Here is an 11,283-nt window from a genome sequence, read left to right on the forward strand (position 1 = left end):
TCAGGCGAGCCGGTACTCCTGGCCGGCGAGGGCCGGCCACCGCACCCGTGACCTGTCCGCCGGGGCGCCGGGCGCGCCGGTCACGGGCACCGGGTCGCCGGCCGCGGTCGTGACGGCGAGCCGTGACGGCAGCTCCACCACGAGCGGGCCGGTGCGGCCGGCGACGATCCGGGCCGCCGAGAGGCGCCCGTCGGACCAGGCAAGGTCCACGACGTGACCGCCGCGGCAGCGGATACCGCGCAGGCGGCCCGTGTGCCACGACGGGGGCAGCGCCGGCAGGAGGCTGACGGCGCCGGCGTGACTCTGCACCATGGTTTCCACGATGCCGGCGGCCACGCCCAGATTGCCGTCGATCTGGAAGATCCAGCCGCTGGCGCGGCCCGCGTCCGGGTGCAGGCTCAGCAGCGACGCGGAGCACAGGTCGGTGGCGAACGCGGTCAGCGTCTGCTCGGCGAGGGCGGCGAGGCGCAGCCGGGCGGCCAGGCACAGCACCCAGGCGCGGCTCCAGCCGGTGTGCCCGGTGCCGTGCGCGAGCCGCAGCAGCAGCGCCCGCCGGGCGGCCTCGAAGTGCGCGGGCGTGCCGGTCTCGGTGATCCGCGTGCCGGGGTACAGGCCGTACAGGTGTGACAGGTGCCGGTGCCCGGGCTCGCGGGGTGGGCGCTGGTCGTACCACTCCAGGAGACATCCGTCGGTGCCGACCTGGACGGGTCGCAGCGCCCGCAGGGCCGAGACCGCCTCGGCGGAGCCCGTCAGGGCGGCGTACCGGGTGAGGACCTCCCGCGCGAGTTCCTGGTCCAGCGCGCAGCCCCACGACGTGGCGGCGTGCCCGCCGGCGTGCCGGAAGTGGTGCTCCGGGGACGTGGACGGGCTGAACACCAGGGCGCCGGTGGGGTCGGGCACGAGCATGTCGAGGGTGAACCGGGCGGCGGCCTCGAGGACGGGCAGCACGTCCGCGGCGCCGCCGTGGTCGTGGTGGTCCCAGACGTGGGCGGACAGCCACAGCAGCGCCGACGGCCAGTTCGCCCACTGCGGGTCGCCCGGCACGGGCGCGGTGAAGCGCCACAGGTCGGTGTTGTGGTGCGCGGCGGCGCCGCGGGCGGCGTAGTACCCGGAGGCGGTCGCGGTGCCCGCGGCGGCGAGGTCGCGGGTCAGCGTCAGCAGCGGCTCGTGCAGGTCGGCGAGGCCGGTCGGCTCGGCGGCCCAGTAGTTCATCTGCGCGTTGATGTTCGTGGTCCAGTTGCTGCTCCATCCGGGCCGCACGTCGGCGTTCCAGATGCCCTGCAGGTTCAGCGGCTGCGTGCCGGGGCGGGAGCCGGCGATCAGCAGGTACCGGCCGAGGTGGAAGAACCGGTCGACGGACGGGAGCTCCAGGTCGGCCCGGTCGTAGTACCGGCGGTGGTCGGCGACGTGCCGCGCCCGCAGCACCGGCGTCGGCGCGCCGAGCGCGGCGGTCACCGACGCGAGGGCCGTGCCGGCGATCGCGGCGAGGTCGGCGCTGGGCCGTTCGAAGGGGCCGCGGAAGCCGGTGGCGGCCGCGGCGACGAGCCGGGTCTCGCCGGCGGTGTGCCGGACGGCGGCGGCGACGGCGAAGCCCATCCCGGCGGCGACGGTGCCGTCGGCGTCGCAGGGGTCGGTGGCGTACTCGACGCCCGGGTCGGCCGGGACGTAGTTGGGCAGCACGTGCGCCGGCGCCCGCCCGGTCCACACCAGGCACGGCCCGGCGCCGGCGTCGATGACGGCGGGCGTCACGGGATGCGGCGTGCGCAGCCGCGGTGGCACGGCCGCGGCGAGGGTGCCGGGTCCGGTCGCGGACACGACCAGCACGCCGTCGGGCGCCGAGACGAACGCGGCGAGCCGCACAGGGTCGCCGCCCGTGTCGTAGCCGGTGACGGCGAGCGCGTCGGAGAGGTGCAGCTCGCGCCCGTACCCGGTGACGTCGTCGGCGGCGGCGTAGTCCCACTCGATGCGGCCGAGGGGCTGGTAGGACTGGGTCCACGCCGTCCCCTGCAGCTGCCCCGCCAGGGTCTCGGCGGCCGCGTGGTCCCCGGCGGCGATCGCCTCCCGCAGCCGGGGCAGCACGCCAGGGTCGGGCCCGGGCGCGGCCGGCAGCGGCCCGCCGGACCAGAACGTGTCGGCGTTGAGGTCGATCCACTCGGTGCCGGGCCGCCCGTGCAGCATCGCGCCCAGGTGGCCGTTGCCGAGGGGGAACCCGTCGTGGAACTCCGCGGCGGGCGCGGGCGACGACAGCTGGTGCCGGTTCACGGCGCCCGCCGGATCTCGACCTCGCCGGTGTCGTGGTGCAGCAGGAACACCAGGTCGCCGCGGCGCACCGCCTCCACGCCCGGCGGCAGGTCCGGCAGCACCGGCGCCACCCCCGCCTCGGCGCAGACCCGGCGCAGCAGCCGGCGCATCGCGTCCGGCGCCGGGATCGTGGCGACGTACCAGGCGGTCCCGGCCCCGAAGCTGTTGCGCAGCACCGCGGGCCGTCCGTCCAGGGGGCCGCCGGCGACCGCCGCGACCGTCTCCGCGCCGCGCGCCTCGGTCCACTCCGCCCACATCGTCGCGGTGAAGTCGCCGAGCGACGACGACGTCACCGCGATCGGCGCGTCCAGCGGCCAGTGCTCCTCCACCCGCACCCCGAGCAGGTCCTGCCACGGTCCGGGCCAGCCGCCGGTGTACACCCGCTCGGACGGGTCGGTGACCCCGCTGAACGGCCCCACCACCAGCGTCCCGCCGCCGGCGACGTAGGACGCCAGGTGCGCGGCGGTGCGGGCGCTCACCTGGTACAGGTTCGGCACCAGCACCAGCCGGTAGCCGCCGAGCGCGCCCGTGCCCGGCACGAAGTCGCACGTGACGTTGTCGCTCCACAGTGGAGCGTAGTAGTCGGTGAGCCGGTCGGTGTAGCGGAACTCCGCGTGCGGCAGGTGGTCCAGCTCGACGGCCCGCCACGCATCCCAGTCCAGCACGATCGCGACGTCCGCGGACACGGGCGTGCCGGCGACCCCGGACAGCCCGGCGAGCTCCCGGCCGAGCGCGCAGATCTCCCGGAACACCCGGGAGTCGGGGCCGGCGTGCGGGAGCATCGCGCCGTGGAAGCGTTCGGCGCCCTGCCGGGAGGCGCGCCACTGGAAGTGCAGGACGCCGTCGGCGCCGCGGGCGACGGCCTGCATCGACCACAGCCGGTTGAGGCCCGGGCGTTTCGGGGTGGCGACCGGCCGCCAGCTGGCGGCGCCCGGCGACTGCTCGGCCAGCAGCCACGGCCCGCCGCCGAGGGACCGCACGACGTCCTTCGACATCGCCGCGCGCATCGCGGCGGCGGGGTCGTTCGGGTCCGGGTAGGTGTCCAGCGACACGAGGTCCTCGGCCGCCGCCCAGCGCCAGCCGTCGGTGTGCCGGTAGAGGTCCATGAAGTTGGTGGTGACCGGGACCGCCGGGTTGTGGGCGCGGACCGCGTCCCGTTCGGCGGTGAAGCACTCCAGCAGCATGTCGTCGCAGAAGCGCTGGTAGTCCAGGTCCTGCAGCGGGTTGATGACGTACTGGACGCGCCGCGGCGGCAGCACCTCCGCCCAGTCGCCGTACCGCTGCGACCACACGGCCGTGCCCCACGCGTCGTTGAGGCCGTCGAGGTCGCCGTACCGGTCGCGCAGCCAGCCGCGGAACCGGCCGGCGCAGTGCCCGCAGTGACAGACGGTCCCGTACTCGTTGCCGACGTGCCACAGGCGCAGCGCCGGGTGCCGGGCGTAGCGGGCCGCGACCGCGTCGCTGATCTCCAGGGCGGCGGACCGGTACGTGGGGGCGCACGGACAGTACTGGTTGCGCGACCCGTACAGGCGGCGGACGCCGTCGGGGCCCTGCGGCAGCGTGTCGGGGTGCCGGTGCCCCAGCCACGGCGGCGGTGAGGCGGTCGGCGTGGCGAGGGCGACGCCGATGCCGCCGCCGTGCAGCAGGTCCAGGACCGTTTCGAGCCAGTCGAACGTGTAGCGGTCCGGGGCGGGTTGCAGCGCCGCCCACGCGAAGACGCCGACGGTGACGAGGTTGACGCCGGCCTCCCGCATGAGCCGCACGTCGTCGGCCCACACGTGCGGCGGCCACTGTTCGGGGTTGTAGTCGCCGCCGTACAGCAGCCGCCCGCGCGTGACGTCGTGCAGTCCCGGCACCGCTCAGCCCTTGATCGCGCCGGTGAGCATGCCCTTGGTGAAGTGCCGCTGCACGAACGGGTACGCCACCACGATCGGAATGAGGGTGAGCGTGACGACCGCCATCTGCAGCGACAGCTGGGCGATCTGCTGATGGCCGGCGTACTGCCCGGTGCCGGTGACCCCGCCGCCGGGCATCGCGCTGCCCTGCAACGTGTAGGTGTAGAGGATCATCTGCAGCGGCCACTTGCCGTTGTCGGGCAGGTAGAGCAGCGCGTTGAAGAACGAGTTCCAGTAGCCGACGGCGTAGAACAGGGCGATGACGGCGGTCACCGCCCGGGACGTCGGCAGCACCACCGACCACAGGATGCGCCACTCCCCCGCGCCGTCCATGCGGGCCGCGTCGATGAGCTCCGGCGCGGTGCTGCTGAAGAAGCCGCGCATCACCAGGATGTTGAACACCGACACCGCGGCCGGCAGGACCATCGTCCAGTACTCGCCGTAGCCGCCCAGGGCGGTGACGACGAGGAACGACGGGATGAGCCCGCCGCTGAAGAACATGGTGACGACGAGGAACAGCAGGATGCCGCGGTGCGCGAGCGACCCGCGCCGCGACAGCCCGTAGGCGCACAGCACGGTCACCACCATCGACAGGGCCGTGCCGACGACGGTGAGGACGAGGCTGACGAGGAGCGAGTGGGTGACGAGCTGGTTGGTGAAGATCTGCCGGTACGCCTCCACCGTCAGCTCCGCCGGCACCGTGACCAGCCCGCCGGCCTCGTTGATCGCCGCCTGGGTGGAGAAGCTGGTGAGCACGATCGAGTACAGCGGCACCAGGATCACCGCCACGACGAGCAGCAGCACGACGCCCTTGCCGGCCTTGCCGGCCGCGGTCGGCGGCTCCTCCCAGACGGGTCCGGCGTGTCGGCGCCTCGGGGTGACAGCGGTCATTTCCGGTACAGTCCGTCCTCGCCGAAGGCGTGTGCGAGCTTGTTGGCGGCGAGCACCAGGATCAGTGACAGGACGCCCTTGAACAGGCCGGCGGCGGCGCCGTAGCTGAAGTTGTTGTTGACGACGCCGTAGTAGTAGGCGAACGTGTCGAGCACCTCGGAGGCGTCCCGGCCGACGGCCTGCCGCTGGATCAGCATCTGCTCGAAGCCGACGGTGAGGGCGTTGCCGAGGCGCAGGACGAGCATGAGCATGATGACGCCACGCATGCCGGGCAGCGTGATGTGCCACAGCCGACGCCACCGCCCGGCGCCGTCGGCGGCGGCCGCCTCGTACAGGTTCTGGTCGATGGCGGCGAGCGCGGCGAGGAAGACGATGATGCCCCAGCCGGCCTCCTTCCACACGGCCTGCGCGGTGACGAGGTACTTGAACGCGTCGGGGTTGGTCATGATGTCCCAGGTCGCCCAGCCGTGCCGGCGCAGCATCGTGTTGAGCGCGCCGGCGCCGCCGAGCATCTCCTGGAAGACGGTGACGACCAGGACCCAGGAGAAGAAGTGCGGCAGGTACACCACGGACTGCACGAACGAGCGGATCCGGGCGTTGGTGACCTCGTTGAATACCAGGGCGAGCGCGATCGGCACCGGGAAGTACAGGACGAGCTGCACGGCGCTGATGACGAGGGTGTTGCTCAGCGCGTGCCAGAAGATCGAGTCGGTGAGGAGCCGCTCGAAGTTGTCGAACCCGACGAACGGGCTGTACCAGAACCCGGAGTAGATGTCGTAGCTCTGGAACGCGGTGACGAGCCCGAACATCGGCGCGTAGGCGAACACCGCGAGCAGCGCGACAGCGGGCAGCGTCATGAGCAGCAGTGAACGGTCGCGGCGCAGCCGGATCCGCCACTGCTTCTCCGGCCGCGCGACGGTGGCCGGCCGCGTCACCGCGGCCGGCCTGGTGAGCGTCACCGGGTCCCTGCGTTCACTTGCCGGTGCCGTACTTCTCGCGGATGCCGTCGTAGAACTTGCGCAGGTCGTCGCCGCCCTGCTTGCGCCAGCTCGCGACCGCGTCGGTCCACGCCGAGATCGGCTTCCGGCCGAGCTTCACGTCCGTGATCGTGTCGATCATCGGCAGGTTGAGCGAGGAGAACTGGGCCGGCTCGCTGACGTTCATGCCGTAAAACAGAGGCTTCACCACGTACTTGACCATGTCGGCCTGCCACGCGGCGGCGTCCTTGGTCACCTGCACCGCGCCGGACTGCACGGTGCTCGCCGACGCCGGGCCGGCGAGGAACTGGTAGGTGGTGGCGATCTCCTTGCTGCCCTTCTCGGTCAGCAGCGGGTTGCCGTCGGTCATCGTGTAGTGGGTCCCGGCGGTGCCGAAGTTGACGGTCAGCCACTCGGCGGAGCCGTATGGCGCGGCGAGGTAGTTTGCGATCGCCAGCAGCTCCTTGATCTGGCCGTCGTTGAGCTTCTTGTTCAGGAAGCTGTACATGCCCGCGCCGTTGCCGAGGTCGACGGTGGGCTTGCCGCCGTTGGCGCTGAACAGCTTGAACGCCTGCCGGTTGTAGCCGGGGGTGGCGGCCGCGCCGGACTTGGCGTCGTCGCCGTTCCAGGCGCCGGTGCCGTCGGCGCAGACGGCGACCTTGCCGCTCCAGAAGCGCTGCTTGCCGTTCTGGCTGTTGTTGGCGACAGCGTCGGGGTGCAGGTAGCCAGCCTTCACCATCTTGGCGTGCCAGTTGAGCGCCTCGACGATGCCTTCCGTCTCGTACCGGTGCTGCAGCTTGCCGGCGGAGTCCGCGGCCCATGGGTAGCCGGTGGCGGGGAAGCCGAAGAGCTGGCAGATGTAGGCGGCGTCGTTGCCGAACAGGTCGTCGAACGCCCACTGCCCGGCGCTCGCGTTCGTCAGCGCCTTCCCGACGGCCTCGAGGTCGGCGATGCTCTTGACGTCGGCGGAGACGCCGGCCTTGTCGAAGAGGTCCTTGCGGTAGTAGTACATGCCGGCGATGACGGCGTTGGAGGAGTAGATCGGCAGGCCGTAGAGCTTGCCGTTCCACACCCCGGCGACCCACGCGTTGGTGGAGAGCGCGGCGAGGTTGGGGTACTGCTTGATCTTGTCGCCGGCCAGGTAGGGGGTCAGGTCGGCCAGCTTCGTGCGGACCGCCTCGCCGAAGTTGAGCTTCGTCATGGTCCACGTCGGGATGTTGATCCAGTCGGGGAGCTTGTCGGCGGCGAACAGCGGCGGTAGCAGGTCGGCGTAGGTGTTGCCGTCCGCCGGCTGCAGCTTCACGGTCGCGCCGAGCTCCTTGTTGACCGCGTCGTAGTAGGCGTTGCCGCTGGAGGGCGGGATCGCGCCCCACAGCGGGGTCATCGTCACGTACGTGCCGCCCTTGCCGACCTGGCCGGTGACGGTCTTCGGCGGGTTGGCCGGGTAGGCGAGGAACGCCGGGTCGGTGGATGCGCCGTTGGCGCCGGCGACCACGGGGATGTCGGGCTTGACCAGGTCGCTCGCCGCGTGGGCGGGCAGGGCCTTGGCCAGGTCGCCCTCGCCGGTGGTGCCCGAGGCCTTCTCCTTGGGGCTGCCGCAGGCGTCGAGCAGCGGCACGGCCGCGATGACGGCGGCGGAGGTGAGCAGGCTTCGCCGGCTCATCCCCGGGGTCGCTCCGCTTTGCATGGTGGTTCCACCCTCCGGGTGATCGAGGTGCACGATGGGCGATCGGGGCACGGTGCGCACGGACTGCCGTCAAAGTGCTGCCGAGGTGCTGCTGGGCGCTGTCGAAGCGCTTCGACGACGTTCGACTGCCAGACCGTAGGGCATCGATCGGCGTCCGACAAGGACATCGACGCCGACCCCCGTCCCACCGCGCGAACCGTGCCACGGAGCGTGAAAGTTTCGTGTCGTTTGACAGCCACCGCCAGGCGGCCGATCATCGAAGCGCTTCGACAGCGCCCGTCTTCCTGCAGAGTGGGGACCCATGACTCAGCCGGACCTGCTGCGGCAGCTCACCATGGCGGAGAAGATCGCGATGCTGCACCAGTCGCAGCCGGCCGTGCCGCGGCTCGGTATCGCCGCGTTCCACACCGGCTGCGAGGTGCTGCACGGCGTCGCCTGGCTCGGCCGGGCCACCGTCTTCCCACAGGCCGTCGGGCTCGGCGCGAGCTGGGACCGGGACCTGGTGCGCGCGGTCGGCGAGGCCGCCTCGGCGGAGGTCCGCGCCTTCCACCACGACCCGCCGGAGCCGCATCGGCGGGCCTCGCTCAACGTGTGGGCGCCGGTGGTGAACCCGCTGCGCGACCCGCGGTGGGGGCGCAACGAGGAGGGCTACAGCGAGGACCCGTTCGCCACCGCCGAGCTCGCGGTCGCGTTCTGCACGGGGCTGCGCGGCCCGCACCCCGAGGTGTGGCGGACCGCGCCGGTCCTCAAGCACTTCCTCGCCTACAACCTGGAGACCGCCCGGGACCTGGTCGACGTCACCGTCCCCGAGCGGGTCCTGCACGAGTACGAGCTGCCCGGGTTCCTCGCGCCGCTGCGCGCGGGCGTGGCCGCCGGGGTGATGCCGGCCTACAACCTCGTCAACGGCGTCCCGAACCACGTGCACCCGCTGCTCGAGTCGGTGCTGCGCGCCGCGGCGCCCGACCTGGTGGTGTGCTCCGACGCGCAGGCACCGTCGAACCTCGTCGAGACCGAGCGCTACTTCACGAGCCACGCCGAGTCGCACGCCGCCGCGCTGCGCGCCGGGGTCGACAGCTACACCGACAACGGGCCCGACAGCGGCCCGACGATCGCCCGGTTCACGTCGGCGTTGCGGCAGGGGCTGATCACGGAGGCCGACGTCGACGCCGCGGTCGGCCGGATCCTGCGGATGCGGGCCAGCACCGGCGAGTTCGACCCGGCGCACGACCCGTACAGCGGGATCCGCCGCGACGTCATCGCCTGCGACGCGCACGCCCGGCTCGCTGCTCGCGCCGCCCACGCGGGGATCGTGCTGCTGAAGAACTCCCCCGGCGCGCTGCCGTGGGCGGATCCCGGCCACGTCGCGGTCATCGGGCACCTCGGCGACCGGGTGCTCACCGACTGGTACAGCGGCACCCTCCCCTACGCGGTCACCGTCGCGTCGGCCCTCGGCGCCGCATCCACGGTGGACGGCGCCGACCACGTCAGGCTGTCCACACCGGACGGACGGCACCTCGGCGCGGACGGGACGCTGGGCGAGGGGACGGTCTTCGCGCACCACGACTGGGGCACCAGCGTGCAGTGCCCGGTCGCCGTGCACACGTTGCAGGACACCGTTTCCGGCCGCTACCTGACCGTCGGCGACGACGACGCGGTCGCCGCCACCGCGGTGACTCCCGACGGGTGGGTGGTGCGGGAGCTGTGGGAGTTGCACCCCGCCGGACCCGGCGAGTTCCTGCTCTGGTCCAACGCGCTCGGCCGGTACGTGAGCGAAGGCCCCGACGGTCGCCTGGTCGCGGGCGCGACGGACGGTGCGCTGCGGTTCGTCCGGGAACTGGTGACGTCCGGCGTGGACGCGGCCGTCGCCGCCGCCCGCGCCGCGGACCGGGTCGTCGTGGTGCTCGGCAACGACCCGCACATCAACGGCCGCGAGACCGTCGACCGCGACTCGCTCGCCCTGCCGCCGGAGCAGGAGCGGCTGCTGCGGGCGGTCGCGGCCGCCAACCCGCACACGGTGCTGGCGCTGGTGTCCAGCTACCCGTACGCGATCGACTGGGCGCAGGAGCACGTGCCGGCGATCCTGTGGACCTCACACGCCGGCCAGGAGCTCGGCACCGCCGTCGCCGGCACCCTCCTCGGCGCTCACAACCCCGGCGGCCGGCTGCCGCAGACGTGGTACCGCGCGGACACCGTCCTGCCGGACCCCGCCGACTACGACATCATCGGATCCCGCTGGACCTACCAGTACCACCGCGGCGAGCCGCTGTATCCGTTCGGCCACGGCCTGTCGTACACCACCTTCAGCCACACCCTCGACGTCACGCCGGCCGAGGCAGGCGTGGCTGCCGAGGCGGGCCTGACCGCCACGGTGACCGTCACCAACACCGGCGACCGCGCCGGCGACGAGGTCGTGCAGCTCTACGTCACCCCGGACTGCTGGCCGGTCCCGGCGCCGGCGCGGAAGCTGGTCGGCTTCGAGCGGGTGCCGCTGGCGGCGGGCGAGTCCCGCGAGGTCCGCTTCGACGTGCCGCTGACGGCGCTCGCGTACTGGTCCGGCGGCTTCGTGACCCCGCCGGGCAAGTACACGTTCCACACCGGCCCCACCACCAGCCGCACCGTGACGGTTCAGGAGTAGGTGAAGACGAACCCTTCAGCGCGCAGCTTCGCCGACGACACCGGCACGACCGGGGTCCAGATCTCGCTCCGGTAGGTGAGGTCCGGCCGGCCCTCGGCGGCGCAGATCGCGCCGAACGCCTCCCGGTTCGTGGGCGGGAGGACCGCGTCGGGCACCGCGTTGTAGACGCCCGCGAGCCCCGCCGACACGACCAGGTCCAGCGCGGCGGCGGCGTCGCGGTAGTCGATGCGGTACAGCAGCGCGTCCGGCGCGAACGGCACGCTGCCGCCGAGCAGCTCGTGCGCCATCCTGACCCGCGACGGGTAGTCGAGGTCGCGGGGGTGCCCGTACACGTCGGGAATCCTCACCACGGCGCCGTTGTCGCCGCCCAGCACGGCACGCTCCGCGGCGATGAAGTTGCGCGGCGACGCGTCGTCGCTGACGGTCAGCGGACTCTCCTCGTCGACCACCGCCCCTTCACCGGCGCCGTAGACGGACACGGAGCTGGTGAACACGACCCGCGGGTGCACGCGGGCCGCGGTCGCCGCCGAGGCGGTGAGCGTGTCGGCGTACTCCGCGACCCGCTCGCGGGCGTCGAACGCTCGGCTGACCCGCGGGCTGACAGTGAGCACGACCGCATCCGCGTCCCGGGTCGCCCGCCGGACCGCGCCCTCGTCGCTGCCGCGCAGGACGACGACGTCGGCGCAGACGGCTCCGACCTCGGCGACCCGCCGCTGCGACGTGGTGGTCCCGACGACGTGGTGCCCCGCCGCCGACCACCGCCCGGCCAGCTCCATCCCGACGTTGCCGCACCCGATCACGACGTACCGCATCCGCACCCTCCCTGAAGGGAAACAGCGTATCCAATGGAAGTCGCTCCGGTGCATTGCCCGAACGTCGATGCACCGCCGAGAATGT

7 protein-coding genes are annotated in these 11,283 nt (G+C 72.8%); 1 reads left to right on the forward strand and 6 read right to left on the reverse strand.

Annotated elements, in window-relative coordinates; genetic code table 11:
• Genes ABZ321_RS44485 through ABZ321_RS44505 form a run of 5 tightly spaced genes read right to left on the reverse strand, consistent with a single transcriptional unit; the run spans nt 1 to nt 7,727 of the window.
• Complete coding sequence (locus ABZ321_RS44485) at nt 1-2,262, reverse strand: glycoside hydrolase family 95 protein (protein ID WP_354901942.1); 2,262 nt, start codon at nt 2,260-2,262, stop codon at nt 1-3.
• Entirely contained in the window at nt 2,259-4,157 is a 1,899-nt protein-coding gene (locus ABZ321_RS44490; protein ID WP_354901945.1) for a beta-galactosidase, read from the reverse strand. The genes ABZ321_RS44485 and ABZ321_RS44490 overlap by 4 nt, the downstream gene beginning before the upstream one ends.
• A 3-nt stretch (nt 4,158-4,160) precedes the next feature.
• Nucleotides 4,161-5,087 (reverse strand): carbohydrate ABC transporter permease, encoded by a 927-nt coding sequence (locus tag ABZ321_RS44495; protein ID WP_344506777.1) that lies wholly within the window; start codon nt 5,085-5,087, stop codon nt 4,161-4,163.
• Nucleotides 5,084-6,046 carry an ABC transporter permease subunit gene (locus tag ABZ321_RS44500; protein ID WP_344506779.1) on the reverse strand — a complete coding sequence of 321 codons (963 nt, stop codon included), beginning with the start codon at nt 6,044-6,046 and terminating at the stop codon, nt 5,084-5,086. The genes ABZ321_RS44495 and ABZ321_RS44500 overlap by 4 nt, the downstream gene beginning before the upstream one ends.
• Nucleotides 6,047-6,059: 13 nt before the next feature.
• A complete protein-coding gene (locus ABZ321_RS44505; RefSeq protein ID WP_354901948.1) occupies nt 6,060-7,727 on the reverse strand; it encodes a hypothetical protein in 1,668 nt (555 codons plus the stop codon).
• A 325-nt stretch (nt 7,728-8,052) separates the two neighbouring features.
• On the opposite strand from ABZ321_RS44505, the gene ABZ321_RS44510 reads away from it, so the two are divergent.
• Nucleotides 8,053-10,386, forward strand: coding sequence for a glycoside hydrolase family 3 C-terminal domain-containing protein (locus ABZ321_RS44510; RefSeq protein WP_354901951.1), 2,334 nt, complete (start codon nt 8,053-8,055; stop codon nt 10,384-10,386).
• On the opposite strand, the gene ABZ321_RS44515 is transcribed toward ABZ321_RS44510, so the two are convergent.
• Nucleotides 10,377-11,198, reverse strand: a complete 822-nt coding sequence (locus tag ABZ321_RS44515) for an NAD-binding protein (RefSeq protein WP_354901953.1) — start codon at nt 11,196-11,198, stop codon at nt 10,377-10,379. The genes ABZ321_RS44510 and ABZ321_RS44515 overlap by 10 nt on opposite strands.
• Nucleotides 11,199-11,283 lie beyond the last annotated feature (85 nt).

It is taken from the genome of Dactylosporangium sp. NPDC006015, assembly GCF_040614215.1.
Classification (GTDB): Bacteria; Actinomycetota; Actinomycetes; order Mycobacteriales; family Micromonosporaceae; genus Dactylosporangium; species Dactylosporangium maewongense.

Bases quoted from the DNA above. Each gene is read 5' to 3' on its own strand.
- ABZ321_RS44505 (WP_354901948.1), bottom strand. From the start codon at position 7,727: ATGAGCCGGCGAAGCCTGCTCACCTCCGCCGCCGTCATCGCGGCCGTG.
- ABZ321_RS44515 (WP_354901953.1), bottom strand. From the start codon at position 11,198: ATGCGGTACGTCGTGATCGGGTGCGGCAACGTCGGGATGGAGCTGGCC.
- ABZ321_RS44510 (WP_354901951.1), top strand. From the start codon at position 8,053: ATGACTCAGCCGGACCTGCTGCGGCAGCTCACCATGGCGGAGAAGATC.
- ABZ321_RS44495 (WP_344506777.1), bottom strand. From the start codon at position 5,087: ATGACCGCTGTCACCCCGAGGCGCCGACACGCCGGACCCGTCTGGGAG.